The organism is Curtobacterium sp. MCPF17_021, assembly GCF_003234605.2.
Taxonomy (GTDB): Bacteria; Actinomycetota; Actinomycetes; order Actinomycetales; family Microbacteriaceae; genus Curtobacterium; species Curtobacterium flaccumfaciens.
This window is the reverse complement of record NZ_CP126252.1, coordinates 905,893-924,650: the sequence shown is the minus strand read 5'-3', so window position 1 is coordinate 924,650 and position 18,758 is coordinate 905,893. Positions and strand designations below refer to the sequence as shown.

The following is an 18,758-nucleotide window of genomic DNA, read 5'->3' as shown; positions in this document are numbered from 1 at the left end:
TGACGCTCCGTGGACGGCGCGTCAGGAGGCGCGGGCGGCCGAGGTCGAGCCGAAGATGTGCTGGAAGGTGCGCTCGGCGATCGGGCCGGGGGCGTCGACGGAGCAGCCGTACATGTCCTGCTCGACGATGCCGAAGATGTCCGGGTTGATCGCGGCGACGGCCTCGATGATCGGGGCGAGCTCCGGGGTGCCGTGCGGCGGCTCGGTCATGATGCCCTGCGACACGGCGGTGGCGAACGGCACGTCGTTCTTGAGCACGTCGAACAGCAGGTCGGTGTCGACCTGCTTGAGGTGCAGGTAGCCGATGCGCTCCGGGTGGGCGGCGATGAGCTTGAGGTTGTCGCCGCCGTAGTAGGCGAAGTGGCCGGTGTCGAGGCAGAGGTTGGTGTACTCGGGGTTCGTGACCTCGAGGAACCGCACGGTCTCCTTGTAGGTGCCCACGTGGCTGTCCGCGTGGGTGTGGAACTGCTGGTGGACGCCGTACTCCTCGAGCAGCGCCTTGCCGAGCTGGTCGTGGCCCTTGCCGAGTCGCTCCCACTGCTCGTCGGTGAGCGTGCGGGACTCGAGCACCTCTTCGGTGGCGTCCGAGCGCCACAGGTCGGGGATCGTCACCAGGTGCTCGGCGCCGAGCTTCGCTGCCAGACCGGCGACCGCGACGGCCTGGTCCCACGCGCGCTGGAACTGGTCCTCGCCCTTGTGGAACCCGGTGAAGACCGTGCCCGCCGACAGCTTGAGCCCGCGGGACTCGAGCTCGTCGGACAGCTGCGACGGGTCGGTCGGCAGGTACCCGTACGGGCCGAGCTCGATCCACTCGTACCCGGCGGCGGACGCCTCGTCGAGGAAGCGCTGCCACGGCACCTGCTTCGGGTCGTCCGGGAACCAGACGCCCCACGAGTCCGGGGCGGTGCCGATGCGGATCGAGGCGGGCGCCGCGTCGGTGGCGGGGCTGCCGATGGGGGTGGCGGTGTCGGTCATGACGTCGCTGTCGCTTTCTGTCTCGTGAACGGTTCAGCCGAGCAGCGGACGCTGCGTGGCGACCTGCTGCTCGTACTCGGCGCGGGCGGCCTGGGTGCTGGGGAGGGTGGAGGTCTGCGCGACCGGCACGTCCCACCAGCCGTCGCCCTCGGGGGCGTAGACCAGCGGATCGGAGTTGATGTGCACCAGGGTGGTGTGGTCGTTCGCCTTCGCCTGACGCAGCGCGGCCTTCAGGTCCTCGATGCTGTCCGGGCCGGGCTGCACCTCGATGACGTCGACGCCGTACGAGCGGGCGTTGGCGGCGAGGTCGACGGGCAGGGGCTCGCCGTTCTCGAACGACTCGGTCTCGTCGAGGTAGCGGTACTTCGTGCCGAACCGCTCGGAGCCGACGGTCTCGGACAGGTGCCCGATCGACGCGTACCCGTGGTTCTGGATGAGCACGACGATGATCTTGATGCCCTCGGCCACGGCGGTGACGAGCTCGGTGTGCAGCATGAGGTAGCTGCCGTCACCGACCATCACGATCGCGTCGCGGTCCGGAGCACCGCGGCGGACCCCGATGCCGCCGGCGATCTCGTAGCCCATGCACGAGAACGCGTACTCGACGTGGTACCCGAGCTCGTCCCGCACCCGCCAGAGCTTGTGCAGGTCGCCGGGCAGCGAGCCCGCCGCTTGGATCACGACGTCGCGCGGGTCGGAGACCGACTGCACGGCCCCGATGATCTCGGGCTGGCCGGGCAGGTCTGCACCGGACGGGGCGAAGGCGCCGTCGACGGCAGCGTCCCACGCCGCCTTCAGCGAGGCGATCTCGGACGCGTAGCCGGGCTCGACGACGTACGCCGTGTCCGACGTGAGCGACTCGGTCAGGGCGACCAGGGCCTCCCGGGCGTCCGCGATCAGCGGCAGCTGCGAACCGTGCTTGTAGGCGTCGAACGCGGCCACGTTGACGTTGACGAACGTGGCGTCGGGGTTCTGGAACGCCGTCCGCGACGCCGTGGTGAAGTCGCTGTAGCGGGTGCCGATCCCGATGACGACGTCGGCCTGGGCGGCGATCGCGTTGGCGGCCGCGGTGCCGGTCGCGCCGATGCCGCCGAGGTACTGCGGGTGGTCCCAGACCAGGGATCCGCCGCCGGCCTGCGACGTGCCGACCGGGATGCCGGTGGCCTCGACGAAGGCGCGGAGCTCGTCGGCGGCGTCGGAGTACAGCACCCCGCCGCCGGCCACGATGACCGGACGCCGGCCGGCACGGATCGCGGCCACGGCACGCTCGAGCGGGCCGCGCTCGGGCAACGGACGGCGGATGTGCCACTCGCGCGGCTGCAGGAACGCGACGGGCACGTCGAACTCCTCGGCCTGGACGTCCTCGGGCAGGGCGATCGTCACCGCACCGGTCTCGGCCGGGTCGGTCAGCACCCGCATCGCGGCGAGGGCGATCGAGAACAGCTGCTCCGGACGCTCCACCCGGTCGAAGTAGCGCGAGAGCGGACGGAAGGCGTCGGTGACCTGCAACGACGTGTCGTGCGGCAGCTCGATCTGCTGGAGCACCGGGTCGGTGGTGCGCGTGGCGAAGGTGTCCGACGGCAGCAGCAGTGCCGGCAGCCGGTTCGTGGTGGCGAGCGCCGCGGCGGTCAGCATGTTGGCGGCACCTGGGCCGACCGACGCGGTGGATGCGTAGGTCGCACGGCGGCGGTGCATGCGGGCGAAGCCGACGGCCTCGTGCACCATCGCCTGCTCGTTGCGGGCCTGGTGGTACGGCAGCAACCCGGGCTGCTCGACGTGGAGCTGCTTGATGGCCTGACCGACCCCGGCGACGTTGCCGTGCCCGAAGATGCCGAAGATCCCCGGGATGGTGCGTTCGCGGACGTCGCCGTCGACGGTCCACTGGTTGGCCAGGAACTCGACGAGTGCCTGGCCGACCGTCATCTTCCGCGTGGTGGTGGTCACGCCTGCTTCCTTTCGTAGGGCAGTCGTGGGTCGATCGATTCCGATGCCCACGCCTGCCGGACCCACCCGTGGGCGGGGTCGTCGGTGATGTTCCAGACGCGCTCCGGGTCGGGCCCGGCCATCACGTTCAGGTAGTACATGTCGTAGCCCGGAGCGGCGACCGCCGGACCGTGCCAGCCGTACGGCACCAGGGCGACGTCGCCGGTCCGGACCTGCCGGAACTCGTCGATGGCGCGGTCGTCCGAGGCGTACGTGCGGTGCAGGGCGAACGGGTCGGCGGCCTCGGGCGCGATCGACTCGAGCCCACGGGACACCGCCGCCTCGTAGTAGTAGATCTCCTCGAGGTTCGACTCAGAACCGGGCACGTTCGTGTCGTGCTTGTGGGGCGGGTACGACGACCAGTTGCCGGCCGGCGTGATCACTTCGCACACGATGAACTTGACAGCGTCGAGCGCGGCCGGGGTGCCGAAGTTGTGCACCTGGCGGCTCGACTGCCCGGCGCCGCGGAGTTCCACGGGCACGTCCGGCCGGGCCACGTAGGTGGTCGGCTTGACGGTGTCGGTGGGGGCTTCCGCGACGGCGAACCGGCCGCTGCCGGTGATGGTGGCCGTGGAGCCCGATCCCAGGTACAGGACGTCGGTGGGGCCGTCGAAGACGCTCCCCCGCCCCTGCAGGGTCTGCTCGCCGTCGCCGGCAGCGCTCGAGTGGGTCACGTGGAACGACCCCGCGAGCGGCACGACGATGCGCTCCACGGCGTCGGCCGGGAGGCGCAGCTCGCCCCCGTCGGTCAGCGCGCCGGTCCGGAGTCCGGTGTGCGCCCACCCCTCGATGCGACCGTCGACCACGTCGGTCCAGCCCGCCTCGGGCCGGGAGCCCGCCGGGATGAACCACTGGTCGTGCTGGTGCTGTTCGTTCGCCATGCCGCGGGTCAGTTGTTCGACGGGAAGCCGAGGTTGATGCCGCCGTGCGACGGGTCGAGCCAGCGGCTCGTGATCGCCTTCTGGCGGGTGAAGAAGCTCACGCCGTCGGCCCCGTACGCCTTGTGGTCACCGAACAGCGAGTTCTTCCAGCCACCGAACGAGTAGTAGGCGACGGGCACCGGGATCGGGACGTTGATGCCGATCATGCCGACCTGCACGTCGCGCTGGAACCGTCGAGCGGCGCCACCGTCGTTCGTGAAGATGGCGGTGCCGTTGCCGTACGCGCCGGAGTTGATGAGCTCGAGGCCCTCTTCGTAGGTGGCGACCCGCACGACGCTCAGCACCGGACCGAAGATCTCCTCGGTGTAGACGCGGCTGGTGGTGGGCACCTGGTCGATCAGCGTCGGGCCCAGCCAGAAGCCGTTCTCGTCGCCGTCGGGTCGGACGGTGCGGCCGTCCACCACAACCACCGCACCGTCCTGCTCTGCGACCTCGATGTACGAGGCGACCTTGTCACGGTGCTGCTTCGTGACGAGCGGGCCCATGTCGCACCCGCGACGACCGTCGCCGATGCGCAGGGTCGCCGCGCGGTCCTTGATCTTCTGGATGAGCTCGTCGGCCACCGGCTCGACGGCGACGACGACCGAGATCGCCATGCAGCGTTCACCGGCCGAACCGAAGCCGGCGTTGATCGCGTTGTCGGCGACCAGGTCGAGGTCGGCGTCCGGCAGGACGAGCATGTGGTTCTTCGCGCCACCGAGGGCCTGCACGCGCTTGCCGTGCTTGGTACCGGTCTCGTAGACGTACTGCGCGATGGGCGTGGAGCCGACGAACGAGATCGACTCGACGTCGTCGCTGGTGAGCAGACCGTCGACGGACAGCTTGTCGCCGTTGAGCACGTTGAAGACGCCGTCGGGCAGCCCGGCCTCCTTGAACTTCTCGGCGAGCCAGATGGCCGCCGACGGGTCCTTCTCGCTCGGCTTCAGCACGACGGTGTTGCCCGCGGCGATCGCGATCGGCAGGAACCAGAGCGGCACCATCGCCGGGAAGTTGAAGGGGCTGATGATGCCCACGACGCCGAGCGGCTGGCGGATCGAGTAGACGTCGATGCCGGTCGAGACCTGGTCGGAGAACTCGCCCTTCATCAGGCTCGGGATGTTGGTGGCGAGCTCCACGACCTCTTGCCCGCGGGCGATCTCGCCCATGGCGTCGTCGAGGACCTTGCCGTGCTCGCTCGTGATGATCTCGGCCAGCTCGGCCTTGTCGCGGTTCAGGATCTCGCGGAACGAGAACAGGATCGCCTGGCGCTTGGCCAACGACAGGTTGCTCCAGCCGGGGAACGCCGCCTTGGCGCTGCCGATGGCCGCCTGGATCTCGGACTCGTCGGCCAGCGCGACCTGCTTGGTCGCGACGCCGAGCGCCGGGTCGTACACGGGGGCGGTGTTGCCCGACGCGGATTCGACGCGCTTGCCGTCGATCCAGTGCCCGACGGTGGTGGTGGTCGTGTCGGTGAGCGTCATGCGTTGCTTCCTTCCGAGATGGACGAGTCCATGGTGGTGGCGCCCGCGAGCCGAGCGGCTGGGTCGTGGGCATCTGTGGAGAACCCGCCCCGGGCCTCCTGGCTGTGGACGAGACCGGCGGCCACGTCGACGGCGGCGGCGACGTCGCCGTCCGAGGGGTAGAGCAGGGTGCGTCCGACGACCAGGCCGCGGACGCCGGGCAGGGCCAGGGCGTCAGCCCACTTGGCGTACGTCTCCAGCGGGCGCGAAGCCGGGTCGCCGCCGAGCAGCAGCGTCGGCAGCGTCGTCGCGGCCATCACGCGCTCCATGTCGTCGACGACGGGGATCTTGAGCCAGCTGTAGGCGCTGGATTCGCCGAGTCCCGCAGCGATCGCCATCGAGGTGATCACGGCGTCGGCCGACAGGTCGTTGACGACCCGGCCGTCCCGCCACTCGGACATGAACGGCTCGAGCATGATCGGCAGCTGGAGCGCCGCGGCCTCGCTGACGGCGCGGGCCGTGGCCTCGAGCGTCGGCGCGGTGCCCGAGTCCTCCAGGGCGATGCGCACCAGCAGCTTGGCGAAGTCGAGCCCGGAGTCCTTGATGGCCTGCGCCGAGTACGCCGTGTACCGGTCGTCCATCTCGAAGGTCGCGCCGCGGAGTCCACCGCGGTTCATCGACCCGACGACGACCTTGCCGTCGAGGGCGCCGAGCAGTGCGAGGTCCTCGAGGATGTCGGGGGTGCCGAGCACCCCGTCGACCCCCGGACGGCCGAGGGCCGTGACGAGCCGCTCGAGCAGGTCGTAGCGGTCCGCCATCGCGGACTCGTCGTCGCGCACCGCCAGCGCACCGCGTGCGGGGTGGTCGGCGGCGACGATGAAGAGCTTGCCGTCGTCGGCGAGCAGGGAGCGCTTGCGGCGGGCGTCGAGCGTGGCACGCACCAGGTCCGGCTGGCCGGCACGGATGTCGCGGAGGCGCTGGAAGTCAGCGGGGCTGAGCTCAGGCATGGGTCTTCTCCTCGGTGTGCGTCTCACCCGTGTGCGTCGCACCCGTGTGCGTCGTGCCCTCGGCCGGGTTGTCGGTCAGGAACTGCTCGATCTCGTCGCTCGTCGGCATCGCCGTCGAGCACTCGAACCGCGTCGCGACGATCGCGCCGGCGGCGTTGCAGAACGCCAGGATCCGCTCGAGGCTCCAGCCCTGCAGCAGCCCGTGCGTCAGCGCGCCGCCGAAGCCGTCGCCCGAGCCGAGCCCGTTCACGACGTCGATGTGGTGCGGACGGAACTCGACGAACTCGTCGCGGGTCTTCGCCAGCACGCCCTTCGGCCCCTGCTTGACGATCGCGATCTCGACACCGCGGTCGAGCAGCGCGTCGGCGGCGCGGACCGGGTCGGTCTCGCCGACCGCCACCTCGCACTCCTCGCGGTTGCCGACGGCGACGGTGGCGTGCTCGAGGGCGATCGCGACCTCGCGCGTCGCGGCCTCGGGGCTCGACCAGAACATCGACCGGTAGTCCAGGTCGAGCACGGTGTGGGTCTTCGTGCTGTTCTGCGCGGCGGACCGGGCTTCGTACGCCACGTGGTGCGCCTGTCGGCTCGGCTCCTCGCTCAGGCCGGTCACCGTGGTCCAGAAGATCTTCGCGCGCTCGATCTCGTGCAGCGGCAGGGACTTCGCCGTGATCATCAGGTCCGGCGCCTTCGGGGCCCGGTAGAAGTAGAGCGGGAAGTCGTCCGGCGGGAAGATCTCACAGAAGGCGACGGGGGTGTTCAGCCCCTCCACCGTCTCGACGAACGCGTTCGCGACCCCGTACTCGGGCAGTGTGCGGGCGATGTACCGGCCGAAGGGGTCGTTGCCCGTCCGGGTGATGACCGCGGCGTCCGCGCCGTGTCGAGCAGCGGCGATGGCGACGTTCGTGGCGCTGCCGCCGACGGACTTCGAGAAGGTCGAGACGTCCTCGAGCGGGCCGGTCTGCTGCGGGTAGATGTCGACGCTGACGCGTCCCATCGTGATCACGTCGTAGGCGTGGGGAGCTTGGTTCGTCATGCGACGCGGTGGACCTTCCGTGCGGCTTCATCGGCGGACGATCACGACTGTACACCCTGTTTGCCCTAATGTCATGACATGGATTCCGTGGTCCGTCACGTTGGTCCCGTGGCGCTGGTCACGCTCGTTCTGCGGGGCGCGCCGGAGTGCCGGGAGGCGCGGTGTCGGTGGGTTCTGCCAGGGTCGCGACATGCAGATCCTCGCCCTGGTCATCGGTCTCGTGATCGGCATCGCCGCCGGTGCGGTCGTCGCCTGGTCGCTCGCCCGCTCGCGCGCGGGCGTCGACGCCGCGTCGGCCCGCGCGACGGCCGAGGCACTCCGCGGCCAGCTCGAGGCAGTGCGGCGCGACGCCGAGGAACGCCTCGACGCCCAGGACACGCAGTACCGTCGCCAGGTCGACTCGCTCGAGCGGCGCTCCGCCGAGCTCGAGCACCTGGTGCAGCGCATGCACGGCGTCGACGCGGCACGGAACCAGAACGAGTCCAAGGTGCTCTCCGCGCTCAGCCCCGTGGCGCAGACGCTCGACGTGATGCGCACGAAGATCGCCGAGCTCGAGCAATCGCGGAGCGAGCAGTACGGCGCGCTGTCGGCGCAGCTCCGGTCGGCCGCCGAGTCGGAAGAGCGCCTGCGCGCCACTGCCGACACCCTGGCCAGCGCCCTGTCGTCGAACAGCACGCGCGGCGTCTGGGGCGAGACGCAGCTGCGCAACGTGGTCGAGGCCGCCGGGCTGCTCGAACGCGTCGACTTCGACGTGCAGTCCTCCGTCACCACCGCCGTCGGCTCCGCCCGCCCGGACATGGTCGTGCACCTGCCCGGCGGCAAGACCATCGCCGTCGACGCCAAGGTGCCGTTCAGCGCCTACCTGCAGGCCGCCGAGATCCCGGCGACCGCCACCGGTGCCGAGGCAGCCCGACGCGACCAGCTCATCGCCCAGCACGTCAAGGCGCTCCGAGCGCACGTCGACGCCCTCGCCGCACGGGAGTACTGGACCGGCTACGACGCCTCCCCCGAGCTCACCGTCGCCTTCATCCCGTCCGAGTCCCTCATCTCGAGCGCCCTCGCCGCCGATCCCGGCCTGCTCGACCACGCCTTCCGCAAGCGCATCGCGCTCGCCTCACCCGTGACCCTGTGGTCCGTGCTCAAGACCGTGGCGTTCTCGTGGCAGCAGGACGTCGTCTCGCAAGAGGCCCACGAGCTCTTCAAGGTCTCCCGCGAGCTCTACGGCCGGCTGTCCACGATGGCCGGGCACGTCGACAAGCTCGGCCGCTCGATCCGGGGCTCCGTCGTCGACTACAACCGGTTCGTCGGGTCCCTCGAGCGCCAGGTGCTGCCGAGCGCCCGTCGGCTGTCGCTGCTCGACGAGTCGAAGGTCATCGCCGACCCGTCGTCGATCGAGGACGAGCCGCGGCTGCTCACGGCGCCGGAGCTCGTCGGCGCCGTCGACGAGGACTGAGCCGCTCGCTACGATCGATCGTCATGGGGGAAGCACTGCAGAACCATCCCGGCGACCGCGAGTTCCCGGTCCGTCCACGCTGGCGGCACCGGGCGATGGTCGCCAAGGCGCGGAAGCAGACCGGGCGACGACGGGACCGCGCCGCAGCGTGGATCACCATGGCGATCGCGATCGTGGCATTCTTCGTCGCCCTCGTCGCCGCCACAGCCGGTCCGTACGACGTCCGGGCGCACTTCGGGTACGGCATCCAGGCGGTGTGGCGCTGCTTCCTGATCGCCGTCGTCGTGTGGTTCGTGCTGACCTTCATCACATCGCTCCGTGACATCGGGCTGCCGGTGCGGGAACAGCGGCGGTACCGGGAGCGCACCGGCGCCCGCGAGCTGCCCGTCCGCCGACTGCAGCAGCTGGCCCTCGCCTCGTTCGGCGACTTCCACGACGGATGGTGGCCGGCGTCGCTCGCCCCGTACGGTTCGCGTGTGGAGCTCGGCGGCGAGTACCTGCAGGACACCACGCCGTCGCCCTTCGTGACCATCCCCCTGCCCCCGCTGACGTTCCTGCGCCGCGAACTCGACGAGACCTACAAGATCGCCAGCGGGCGGGACGCACAGGCCTTCGCCGTCGACCTGCTCGGTCCGAAGAGCGTGTCGTGGCAGTTCCTCGCGTTGAGCCGATCCGCCGAGGGTGAGACCCGGCTCACCCGGCTGTCCTCACTGCTCGGCACCGACCCGTGGGCAGGGTCGAGCCTGCTCGAACGCCGAGCGGACCGCCCGCCGAAGCTGCTCTGGTCGATGGACGTCAAGAACGCGGTCACCGCCGTCAGAGGTGCGTACGCCGCCGGGCTCCTGAACGAGGACGATGCCTGGTCGTCGATCGACCTGGTCTCCGATGTCGCCTTCACCCTGTTCGACTCGTGGGACGACTACTTCGACAACCTGCGGGCCGCGTACGCCCTGGTCTACGACGAGCTCAAGACGGTGCAGGAGTTCGATGCTGGGCGGCGTGAGCTCTTCGCCTCGAACTGGCCGATCACGCGGCTGCCGTGGCCGGCGTCGCCGGGGGTGCTGCTGCCCCGGACCGTCAGCGACCCGCTGTGGGCGGACGAGGACGACGCGTCGGTCTCCTGACCACGACAGGATCACCCTCGGGGCGACGGCTCATGCGTCGGAGTACCCGGGGAGCGCGCGGACGGCCTCGGCGTTGCGGTCCCACTCCGCTGCGATCCGCCCGATCGGCCACGCGTCAGACCCGCCGAACAGCCACATGGTCCCCAGGATCACCATGTCCGATGCGAAGGCGGCGAGGTGCCCCGAAACCGGCATGAACTCGTCCATCTCCCATTCCTCGGCGGACCGGTCGATGTGGTGCCGAAGCGCCTTCCCTTGCATCAACGGCTCTCTCACCGTCCATCCGGCAGTCCGTGCCGCAACCGATGGTGGGTCGGAGTCGCGAGCGGCTGCGAATGCCACCGCCGCGTAGGCACCACGCTGCCTCGTCCATTGGGTGTGGGACACACCCTCGTCAGGGACGCGCAGCGCGCGTGCCGCCGTGCTCACACGGGGAGCGTCCCCGTAGACCGCGATCAACACCGATCCCCAGATCAGCGCAGCCCCGCCCGGAACCGTGACGAGCGACTTCACCCGAGCCGCCTTCTCGAAGGCGTTCCGGACCTGCTTCGGAACGTCCATCGAGGACGGATCGAGCGCTGTGCGGAGCACTTCGACGTCGATCACCTTGAACCACCTTCGTTCGTGTCGCGACCAGGAGCCTTCGCAGCGACAGGGCACTGCTCGACCGCCAGTTGACCGCCTTCACCGAGAGTCTCGCTGGGAGGAGTGCACGCGATTGCCCCGTCGACACTCGTTCCTATCGTTGCCTCACCTGGGCTGCCCGACCAAAGATCTGTCGAACTTCACAAGAGATCCGCTGGGAGGAAGGGCGACAGAACGTCGTCGAGGTGCGCATCGATGGCACTGGCCACCGCAGGCAGTTCCATCGCCCAGTACCCGATGAAACCTTGACCGTACGAGTCACCGGGTCTGACCCGTTCCAGGGACCCCATCCAGCTCATCGACTTCATACGCGTTGGCCAGTCCGTCAGATAGGTCTGGATCGTGCGGTCCGCTTCTTCGGGCCGTTGAAGAACCTCCAGCAGAGGCCGCGCAACCCTGGGCGTCGAAGCCGCAGGGGATCCGCTGGGGAGGGCCAGCCGGTGTGCAGAAGCAAGAGCCGAGAACAACGGATCCGCGCCCTGCCTGATCACGGACTCGAGTATCGTCCGCGCGCTGTCGTCCCGACCACAGCCCGTCGTGATCCCGAGAAGTTGCAAGATGCTGATGTAGTACTCGTTCCCGTCGCTGAGGCGGGGCGAAGGACCGGCATCGGAGAGCGCGCAAGTGACCCAAGCACGGTACGAGGCCGCGACGGACTCGGCTACATCGCCGATCTCATCGACGCTGACACCTGCGGAGTACTGCACGACCAAATGCTTGAGGCCCATGTGCCATTCGCCGCGCAACGCCCTCAGTCGCTTCTCCGGATCCGTTGCTCGGTGCACCGCTGCCCTGCGCCCCTCCCAGTTGGTTGAGGTGACTTGGATGGCACTCCGCCAGTAGCGACCGTTGAACTCGCTCGCCCGCTGGCGCAGCCCAGCATTCCGTCGGAACAGCGGCATCAGGATCGGGAGGTTTCCGCCGAGATGTACTGAGCGGGAACGAACAAGGCCAGGGTCACCCGGTCGTGCCCCTCCGAGAACTCCACGCCCTCCAGGTGGGCGCGAGCTGCATCGATTCGCAACAGGACGGGAGCGGTGGACTTGCGCCGCCCAGCCTGCAGAGCCAGCTCGCTATCGGTCGTCAGATGCGCGTACTGGCGCCCCATCGGCAAGAGCCCGTCGCGCAGGATCGACTCAGCCGCAGCGGGGGAAGTTGCGTGCCAGAGCACCGGCTGCGGAACGATCGATTGCTTCACGATGCGCTCGTCGATCGAGTGCCCGCACTGGGCACGGATCCGGGTGCCTTCGACGGCGAAGCGCTGCTTGTCGGATTCGACCACCACACGGTGAACATCGTCCTCGGACGCTGCCACGCCCGCCCGCTGCAAGGCGTCCACGAGGTCTGCGAGCGGGACGCTCCCGTCAGCGTCGAGCTCCAGTCCGTACGCACCCGGTTCGTGCCGCAACGCGTGCGACATCGCCTTGCTGATCGACGTGTCCGTACGAGGCATGTCTCAGTCCTCTTCCTGCTCCGTGAGCCACGCTGCCCGATGCTCCTCCATCTCCTCCCACCAGACGTCGAAGGATGTCCACTGACCCCGGTACTCCGTCCCGGGTGAAGCGAACGTGTGGATGATCAGCACGGGAGGGTTGCCCGAATGGTCGCCACCGTCAAAGCAGAACACATCGTCTGTGTCCTGCTGCTTTGCGAAGGGAACGAGGGAACGGGCCGGATACTGCTCCCCAACGATGTCAACCCAGTTTTTTGTTTGGTTCTCGTCCTCAGACGTCCACATGAAGGGATCGATGTCGGGAAGCGGGTCTTGTGCAAGGGCACGTTGGAAGCGCTCGGGGTACTGAAATCCCTCGGGCGCAATCAAGAGCGCCTCGACTTGCCGTTCCTCAACGGTTGTTAGTCGACGTTCCCTCACTGTGGCCCTCCGGTGAGCTTCGGGAGGTCGTGAGACCCGGCTGGCTTCGCTTTCGACCAGTTCGTACCTCAGCGCACTGTCCAAACCTCGGCCGCTCCGGCTTCCCGAAGTTCATCAGCGCTTGAGGTTCAAGAGATCCCGATCATCGAGTTTCCCGAGCTCCGAATCGCGCTCAGTCTCTGGTGTGCGCGTGAGCGTCTCGAGCTCTTCGTCAGTCAGCGGGAGCATCGAGACGAACGTGGTCTGCACTTCACGGCCATCACGACGCGTCGCTGACTCTGCCGGGAGCCACGGGTTGACATCGGCGATCAAGCCCGAGATGCGCGTTCCGATGAGAAGCGGTTCGCTGTTTCCGACCAGATCGCCGTAGCTGAACCCGCGCCCGCGTTCAAGGGCGACTTCCAACGCGGTCTGCAGCAGAATGAGCGCGCCTTCCCAGTGGTCAGCTTGCACTGTCACGAGGAGTTCTTGGGGAAACATGCTTGCGATCGGACGCTCAGCCAATCCCGCGGACATCACCACGACGAACGGTTCCTTGGGGCCGGAGATCGCCAGAAGGTCGATCCCATCGACCTCGCCGACCTGCTGCGCAGCACCGACGTCGGCTCCGAGGAACGAGGCAATCCATCCTACGTCTTGCACAACACGTGGCAGGGTCATGCACGCTCCTTCTTGGCCGCTGCGTCAAGGGTCTTGATCAGGGGCTTCGGCGCCAGGAATGCTCGCGCGAACCCTTGAGCGGTGAAGCCGTCTGCACCAACCTTGCGGGCTTTGGCTCCGGCACTCAACATCGCATTTGCACCCGACACCGCGTCGCCCACAGCGAGCGGGTGCGGGTTGGGTCGATTTGGTCGCACAGGAAGAGCACGTTGGACGAGGAGACGAAGCGGGGTCTCCCCATCTACCGTCGAGTTAAGCACGGCCGGATCGGCTCGAACCGCCGCTTGAATATCGGCGAGTGACCCGCGCGCAGCGGCCTCAAACACGACTGATCCATCCCCCTCGTCCTCATCGACCGCCCGATCTCGGTGCAGCGCGGTGATGAGACCGGCGGGCGCGTCCGCAAGGATTCGAGCGTAGCTCAGCGGGGTCGCGCCAAGGTCGTTGACGGAGCAGGGATCGGCTCCGGCAGCGAGCAAGAGGGTCACCGGATCGATTCCGCCGTCACCCGAGTTGGCTACTGCGAGTTGCAGAGCCGTCGACCCCCATCGATCCCGCGCGTCTACCTCCACCCCGAGGTCCAAGAGCGCTCGCATCGCTTGCACCGCACCGTTCTGAGCGGCGAAGTGGAGCGGCGTGATGGCATCCGGGTTCACTCGTGACGCTGCCGACGCTTCGAAACCTTCAGCTGCTGTCCTCGCGATCGCCCTCGGATCGTCGGCCGTGATCGCGTCCCAGAAAGCAGAACTGTCGGTTGCAGTGCTCATCGGTTGATTCTATCCAGCGCTTCCGCGTCCGGCCTCGTGCGCATGTGACATGTTCTCGTCAGGATCCTCGAGTCGGAACTTCTTCGGATCGTTCTCGTGTTCGATGACGCGCCGTCGACTCCACCCGTTCTCCGTGGCATGAATGCGGGTCTCGCTCCACTCGTGGCCAGGGCGGTGCCCGTAATGCACCGCTCCGGCCTCCGGCACAGTCATGCCGGTGTCAGACGGACGACCCGTCTTCGGATCATGCAGCACAGGGTGCCCCTCCGGCGTCCGTTTGATCGGGATGACGGTACCGGTACCGGTACCGGAAAGGATGTCACCGTCGGGGGTCCGCTCTGCGTCCCGGATGATCGCCAACTTGGTGTCTTTCCGCAGCTGAACTCTGCTCCGGACGGCCGGGTTGGCGCGCACACGCGCGGCTAGTTCTGGGGAGACGTCCCGCAGCGTTCTCCTGATCTTCGTGCCTGTCTCGACAGCCTTCGTCGAGGCGGCGACCACCTTCGGAGCGCTTGCGAGCTTGCCAGCTACCCGCGCGATCGCCGCGGTTCGTCCCAGACCGCTGGCCAACGGGACGCAGTCGAGCAGGGAGAACGCGAGGTCCCACCCGTCGGCTTCGCCCTTGCTCATCTTGTACAACGTGTCCGCCAACACCACGAGCGCGATCGCCGCGATGACCAACGTCCACGGCCCCGGGATGATCATCGCGATGATCCCACCCACCGCCACGACGACCTTCGCCACCGACACGATGGTCTCCCACGCCTCGGACCCGAAGATCTTGTCCCACGTGGACTGCTTCCCGAGGCCCGCGTCCGCAGCTTCACCGATCTTCGTCGCGGTCCGCTGCTCCGCGTCCTGCCAGTCACCCTTCGCATCCGCCACGAGCCGCTTGGCCGCATCGATCCGCGACTGCGCCGCCGAGATGTCCCCCTGCGCCGACGACACCGACCCCTGCGCGACGGACGCGTTGTCGGATGCTGCCCGCAACTGCGCCGGCGAGGGAACATCCACCCCGTCCGGCACGTCGGAACCCGCCGGGTACTCGTCCGCAACCTTCGACAGGTCCTTCGACGCGGACTCGTAGTGCGACAACGTCGACTGCGCATCCGCCAACCGGTCCTGCGCCGCGGCGAGGTCCCCGGTGGCGTCCTTCGCATCCGCCAACGCACCATCAGCCCGGTACTGGGTGTCATCGACCGTGTCAGCCCACCCCGACAACGCCGTCGCGGCGAGTTCGTACGAATCGACGAGCTTGGTCAGGTCCGACGGGGTGTCCTCGATCGCGTCGACGAACACATCAGCGGCCTCACCCTCCCAGTCGGTCAGCCACCCGGAGCCCTTCACCGACTTCAGCCGGGTCGAGGCGTCGTCGGCCGCGTCGGAGATGCGCTGGTACTCCCGCGCCATCATCCGCAACGTCGACGGATCACCCTTGACCGGATCATCACCCTGATCGACAACGTCCCACCCCGACGGTCGCCCCATCATTCCTCCCCAGGTCCGATCTCTCGCGCCGTTGTCCACAAGCGCGCGAGTGTGACCATATCAGGGGGCAGCGACGGGGACGAGTGCCACCGACCGGGGTCGACCCGTCAGAGGGCCGCGCGGACCGACTCGAGATCCGGGAAACCGCGGAGCCGGTAGCGCGTCGGGCGGACCTCGAGTTCCTCGATCAACCCGGAGGCCAGCTCCCGCAGCCGACCGAACGGCACGGGCTGCGTCTGCCCGTCGAGGGTCACGAGCACGATCGTGTCGACCGCGGCGACGACGGTCTCGACGTCCTCCGTCCACGACGAGTACGAGAAGGCCGGGTCGTCCTCGGCCAGCCGGGCGACCGAGACCGCACCGACGTGGACGTCCTCGCCCCGCCGGTCGAACGACTCCTGCAGGGCGTCCTGCTGCAGGTTCGCGGCGGTCGCCGTCCAGAGCGCGCGGATCGTCCGGAGCTCGCCGTCGAGCGACGGGTGCTCGAACCGCACCCACCCGTCACCGCGCAGCACCATGGGCGGTCCGCTCAGGACCTCGCCCTCGTCGTCGGCCAGGATCTGCTGGGCGACACCGGCCGCGACCTGGAGCCCGTCCTCGTCCTGGTCGCCGGTGACGATGAACGTCGTCGGCGCAACCGGGAAGACCACTGCGCTGCCGCGGAACTCGATCCCCTGGAACGCCTGCGGTGCGAGCACGAGCACCACGGCGAGGTCGGGGTCCTGGATGACGATCGTGCCGGGCTGGATCACCGCCACGTCGCCTCCGGCCTGCTCCTGCGCGGCGGCGACGGCTGCACGCAGGACGTCGTCGTCCGCCCAGCCCATCTCGGCGAGCGCCGGCGCGGTGAGGATCGCACCGTCCTCGTCCGCCAGGATCACGCCGAGGTCGGGCGCCACCGGCACGACGTGCGGCAGCCGGTCGGCCGTGCCGTCCGCCTCCGCGTGCAGCGTGCGGATGCCCGCGGTGTCCAGTCCGACGATCCGTGCCGTTGTCGCAGTCATGCGTCGAGCCTACGCAAGGGCTCGTACAACGGGGCGCCGCCGGAAGACCGGCGACGCCCCGAAGCGGCGGACGATCGTCCGGCCTAGAACCACTTCTCCGCACGGTGGTCCGCCTGGATGCGGCGGATCGTGTTCGAGCGCGAGCGGAGCACGAGCGAGTCGGTGTGGATGACGCCGCGCGAACGACGGACACCGTCGACCAGCACGCCGTCGGTGACGCCGGTGGCGACGAAGAACGTGTTGTCGCCGGTGACCAGGTCGTCCTGGTCGAGGACCTTGTCCAGGTCGTGGCCGGCGGCGATGGCGCGCTCGCGCTCCTCGTCGTCCTTCGGCTGGAGCTTGCCGAGGATCACGCCGCCGAGCGCCTTGATCGCGCACGCCGTGATGATGCCCTCGGGGGTGCCGCCGACACCGACGCACATGTCGATCGTCGAGCCGGGCAGTGCGGCGGCGATGCCACCGGCGACGTCACCGTCGAGCAGCAGTCGCGTGCCGGCACCGGTCGCGCGGATGGCGCGGATCAGCTCGTCGTGGCGCGGGCGGTCGAGCACGGCGACGACCATGTCCTCGAGGTCCTTGCCCTTGGCCTTCGCCAGCGCGCGGATGTTGTCGCCGATCGGCTTCTCGAGGTCCAGGACACCGCGACCCTCGGGGCCGGCGGCGATCTTGTCCATGTAGAAGACGGCGGAGGGGTCGTACATCGAGCCACGGTCCGAGACGGCCATCACGGAGATGGCGTTCTGGCGGCCGGCGGCGGTGAGCGAGGTGCCGTCGATCGGGTCGACCGCGATGTCGCATGCCGGACCGTGACCGTTGCCGACGTGCTCGCCGTTGTAGAGCATCGGGGCGTTGTCCTTCTCGCCCTCGCCGATGACGACGACACCGTCGAAGTTCACCGTGCCGAGGAACTTGCGCATCGCGTCGACCGCGGCGCCGTCGGCGAGGTTCTTCTCACCACGCCCGACCCACGGCTGCGCACGGATCGCGGCGGCCTCCGTCGCACGCACGAGCTCGAGCGCGAGGTTGCGGTCGGGCTGGAGGAACAGGGAGCCGGTCTCAGTCGTGGGAGTCACGACCCGAGCCTACCGACCGGCGGCCGACCGACGGTCCGGACACCGGGCCCGTGCACGCATGTGCACGCCGGACGTGAGCCGACCGCGTAACCCGGACCGCGCCTCCAGAGCTTCTGACTACGATCGGCGGGGACATCACTGAAGTCGAAGGAGATCCACGTGCCCATCGCAACGCCGGAACAGTACGCCGAGATGATCGAACGCGCGAAGGCGGGCAAGTTCGCGTACCCCGCGGTCAACGTCTCCTCCTCGCAGACCATCAACGCGGTCCTCCAGGGCCTGCAGGAAGCCGGTTCCGACGGCATCCTCCAGGTCACGACGGGCGGTGCCGACTACTTCGCCGGCCACACCATCAAGAACCGCGCAGCTGGTGCCCTCGCGATGGCGAAGTTCGCCCACGAGGTCGCCAAGAACTACGACATCACGGTCGCGCTGCACACCGACCACTGCCCGAAGGACGCCCTCGACGGCTTCGTCCTGCCGCTCATCGCGGCGAGCGAGGAAGAGGTCCGGCAGGGTCGCAACCCGATCTTCCAGTCGCACATGTGGGACGGTTCGGCCGTGCCGCTCGACGAGAACATCGAGATCGCGAAGACCATGATCGAGAAGACGCGGAACATCAACGCGATCCTCGAAGTCGAGATCGGCGTCGTCGGCGGCGAAGAGGACGGCGTCCAGCACGAGGGCACGAACGACGCGCTCTACACCACCCCGAACGACGTCGAGAAGGTCGTCGACGCGCTCGGTCTGGGCGACAAGGGCCGCTGGATCGCGGCGCTCACCTTCGGCAACGTGCACGGCGTCTACAAGCCGGGCAACGTCAAGCTCCGTCCCGAGCTCCTCGGCGAGATCCAGGCGTCCGTCGCGGCGAAGCACGGCACCGGCGAGAACCCCCTCGACCTCGTCTTCCACGGCGGCTCCGGCTCGACCGACGACGAGATCCACGAGGCCGTCCGCAACGGCGTCATCAAGATGAACATCGACACGGACACGCAGTACGCGTTCACCCGCTCGATCGCGGACTCGATGTTCCGCAACTACGAGGGTGTCCTGAAGATCGACGGCGAGGTCGGCAACAAGAAGCAGTACGACCCCCGCGCCTGGGGCAAGGTCGCCGAGACCGCCATGGCCGCCCGCGTCGTCGAGGCCGCGAAGGTCCTCGGCTCGGCAGGCCACGCCAAGGGCTGAGCAGGTCCGTCCGGTCGGGTGCACCGGCCTGGAGGAACGGGGTGCGTCCGACGGACGCGCCTCGTTCTGCGTCGGGTCGCCTCCACCCCGTGCCACGATGGGCGG

At 68.8% G+C, this 18,758-nt stretch carries 18 protein-coding genes; 3 read left to right on the top strand and 15 right to left on the bottom strand.

Annotated features, from left to right (window positions below):
• Window positions 1-21 precede the first annotated feature (21 nt).
• From DEJ29_RS04490 to iolC, 6 genes are read right to left on the bottom strand one after another with little or no spacing between them, the layout of a single operon-like run.
• The gene (locus DEJ29_RS04490; protein WP_111029580.1) at window positions 22-975 is read right to left on the bottom strand and encodes a sugar phosphate isomerase/epimerase family protein; all 954 of its coding nucleotides are present in this window, start codon (window positions 973-975) and stop codon (window positions 22-24) included.
• Between the two features lie 33 nt (window positions 976-1,008).
• Entirely contained in the window at window positions 1,009-2,898 is a 1,890-nt protein-coding gene (gene iolD / locus DEJ29_RS04485; RefSeq protein ID WP_111094776.1) for a 3D-(3,5/4)-trihydroxycyclohexane-1,2-dione acylhydrolase (decyclizing), read from the bottom strand.
• Window positions 2,899-2,915: 17 nt separating this feature from the next.
• Window positions 2,916-3,839 carry a 5-deoxy-glucuronate isomerase gene (gene iolB, locus DEJ29_RS04480; protein WP_110864411.1) on the bottom strand — a complete coding sequence of 308 codons (924 nt, stop codon included), beginning with the start codon at window positions 3,837-3,839 and terminating at the stop codon, window positions 2,916-2,918.
• Between the two features lie 8 nt (window positions 3,840-3,847).
• Entirely contained in the window at window positions 3,848-5,359 is a 1,512-nt protein-coding gene (locus DEJ29_RS04475; protein ID WP_111094726.1) for a CoA-acylating methylmalonate-semialdehyde dehydrogenase, read from the bottom strand.
• Window positions 5,356-6,345 (bottom strand): class I fructose-bisphosphate aldolase, encoded by a 990-nt coding sequence (locus tag DEJ29_RS04470; protein ID WP_035807563.1) that lies wholly within the window; start codon window positions 6,343-6,345, stop codon window positions 5,356-5,358. Before DEJ29_RS04470 ends, DEJ29_RS04475 begins: the two co-directional genes overlap by 4 nt.
• Window positions 6,338-7,378 carry a 5-dehydro-2-deoxygluconokinase gene (gene iolC, locus DEJ29_RS04465; protein ID WP_110864409.1) on the bottom strand — a complete coding sequence of 347 codons (1,041 nt, stop codon included), beginning with the start codon at window positions 7,376-7,378 and terminating at the stop codon, window positions 6,338-6,340. The genes DEJ29_RS04470 and iolC overlap by 8 nt, the downstream gene beginning before the upstream one ends.
• A 190-nt stretch (window positions 7,379-7,568) precedes the next feature.
• Between iolC and DEJ29_RS04460 the strand changes: the two genes are divergently transcribed.
• The gene (locus DEJ29_RS04460) at window positions 7,569-8,831 is read left to right on the top strand and encodes a DNA recombination protein RmuC (protein WP_111094725.1); all 1,263 of its coding nucleotides are present in this window, start codon (window positions 7,569-7,571) and stop codon (window positions 8,829-8,831) included.
• 23 nt (window positions 8,832-8,854) lie between these two features.
• Entirely contained in the window at window positions 8,855-9,955 is a 1,101-nt protein-coding gene (locus DEJ29_RS04455) for a DUF1266 domain-containing protein (protein ID WP_111094724.1), read from the top strand.
• 30 nt (window positions 9,956-9,985) lie between these two features.
• Here the strand turns inward: DEJ29_RS04455 and DEJ29_RS04450 are convergent, their stop codons facing one another.
• The 9 genes from DEJ29_RS04450 to glpX all read right to left on the bottom strand — a co-directional run bounded on the left by DEJ29_RS04450 (window position 9,986) and on the right by glpX (window position 17,465).
• Window positions 9,986-10,561, bottom strand: a complete 576-nt coding sequence (locus DEJ29_RS04450) for a hypothetical protein (RefSeq protein WP_111094723.1) — start codon at window positions 10,559-10,561, stop codon at window positions 9,986-9,988.
• Window positions 10,562-10,740: 179 nt separating this feature from the next.
• Window positions 10,741-11,307, bottom strand: a complete 567-nt coding sequence (locus DEJ29_RS04445; protein ID WP_220037325.1) for a PoNe immunity protein domain-containing protein — start codon at window positions 11,305-11,307, stop codon at window positions 10,741-10,743.
• A gap of 194 nt (window positions 11,308-11,501) precedes the next feature.
• Complete coding sequence (locus DEJ29_RS04440; RefSeq protein ID WP_111094721.1) at window positions 11,502-12,053, bottom strand: RNA 2'-phosphotransferase; 552 nt, start codon at window positions 12,051-12,053, stop codon at window positions 11,502-11,504.
• Between the two features lie 3 nt (window positions 12,054-12,056).
• Window positions 12,057-12,557, bottom strand: coding sequence for a hypothetical protein (locus DEJ29_RS04435; RefSeq protein WP_284174092.1), 501 nt, complete (start codon window positions 12,555-12,557; stop codon window positions 12,057-12,059).
• Between the two features lie 30 nt (window positions 12,558-12,587).
• On the bottom strand, window positions 12,588-13,133 hold the full coding sequence (locus DEJ29_RS04430; RefSeq protein WP_111094719.1) for a suppressor of fused domain protein: 546 nt from the start codon (window positions 13,131-13,133) through the stop codon (window positions 12,588-12,590).
• Window positions 13,130-13,900, bottom strand: coding sequence for an ankyrin repeat domain-containing protein (locus DEJ29_RS04425; RefSeq protein WP_111094718.1), 771 nt, complete (start codon window positions 13,898-13,900; stop codon window positions 13,130-13,132). The genes DEJ29_RS04430 and DEJ29_RS04425 overlap by 4 nt, the downstream gene beginning before the upstream one ends.
• A 9-nt stretch (window positions 13,901-13,909) precedes the next feature.
• Window positions 13,910-15,388 carry a GH-E family nuclease gene (locus DEJ29_RS04420; protein WP_284174091.1) on the bottom strand — a complete coding sequence of 493 codons (1,479 nt, stop codon included), beginning with the start codon at window positions 15,386-15,388 and terminating at the stop codon, window positions 13,910-13,912.
• 107 nt (window positions 15,389-15,495) lie between these two features.
• On the bottom strand, window positions 15,496-16,392 hold the full coding sequence (locus DEJ29_RS04415; protein ID WP_111038843.1) for a hypothetical protein: 897 nt from the start codon (window positions 16,390-16,392) through the stop codon (window positions 15,496-15,498).
• A gap of 83 nt (window positions 16,393-16,475) precedes the next feature.
• Window positions 16,476-17,465, bottom strand: coding sequence for a class II fructose-bisphosphatase (glpX, locus tag DEJ29_RS04410; protein ID WP_017886722.1), 990 nt, complete (start codon window positions 17,463-17,465; stop codon window positions 16,476-16,478).
• A gap of 159 nt (window positions 17,466-17,624) precedes the next feature.
• Between glpX and fbaA the strand changes: the two genes are divergently transcribed.
• Window positions 17,625-18,653, top strand: a complete 1,029-nt coding sequence (gene fbaA, locus DEJ29_RS04405; protein WP_017886723.1) for a class II fructose-bisphosphate aldolase — start codon at window positions 17,625-17,627, stop codon at window positions 18,651-18,653.
• Window positions 18,654-18,758: the final 105 nt, after the last annotated feature.

Bases quoted from the DNA above. Each gene is read 5' to 3' on its own strand.
- iolC (WP_110864409.1), bottom strand. From the start codon at position 7,378: ATGACGAACCAAGCTCCCCACGCCTACGACGTGATCACGATGGGACGC.
- DEJ29_RS04460 (WP_111094725.1), top strand. From the start codon at position 7,569: ATGCAGATCCTCGCCCTGGTCATCGGTCTCGTGATCGGCATCGCCGCC.
- DEJ29_RS04425 (WP_111094718.1), bottom strand. From the start codon at position 13,900: ATGAGCACTGCAACCGACAGTTCTGCTTTCTGGGACGCGATCACGGCC.
- DEJ29_RS04455 (WP_111094724.1), top strand. From the start codon at position 8,855: ATGGGGGAAGCACTGCAGAACCATCCCGGCGACCGCGAGTTCCCGGTC.
- DEJ29_RS04475 (WP_111094726.1), bottom strand. From the start codon at position 5,359: ATGACGCTCACCGACACGACCACCACCACCGTCGGGCACTGGATCGAC.
- DEJ29_RS04490 (WP_111029580.1), bottom strand. From the start codon at position 975: ATGACCGACACCGCCACCCCCATCGGCAGCCCCGCCACCGACGCGGCG.
- iolD (WP_111094776.1), bottom strand. From the start codon at position 2,898: ATGACGGTCGGCCAGGCACTCGTCGAGTTCCTGGCCAACCAGTGGACC.
- DEJ29_RS04430 (WP_111094719.1), bottom strand. From the start codon at position 13,133: ATGACCCTGCCACGTGTTGTGCAAGACGTAGGATGGATTGCCTCGTTC.
- DEJ29_RS04470 (WP_035807563.1), bottom strand. From the start codon at position 6,345: ATGCCTGAGCTCAGCCCCGCTGACTTCCAGCGCCTCCGCGACATCCGT.
- DEJ29_RS04420 (WP_284174091.1), bottom strand. From the start codon at position 15,388: ATGGGGCGACCGTCGGGGTGGGACGTTGTCGATCAGGGTGATGATCCG.
- DEJ29_RS04415 (WP_111038843.1), bottom strand. From the start codon at position 16,392: ATGACTGCGACAACGGCACGGATCGTCGGACTGGACACCGCGGGCATC.
- DEJ29_RS04440 (WP_111094721.1), bottom strand. From the start codon at position 12,053: ATGCCTCGTACGGACACGTCGATCAGCAAGGCGATGTCGCACGCGTTG.
- iolB (WP_110864411.1), bottom strand. From the start codon at position 3,839: ATGGCGAACGAACAGCACCAGCACGACCAGTGGTTCATCCCGGCGGGC.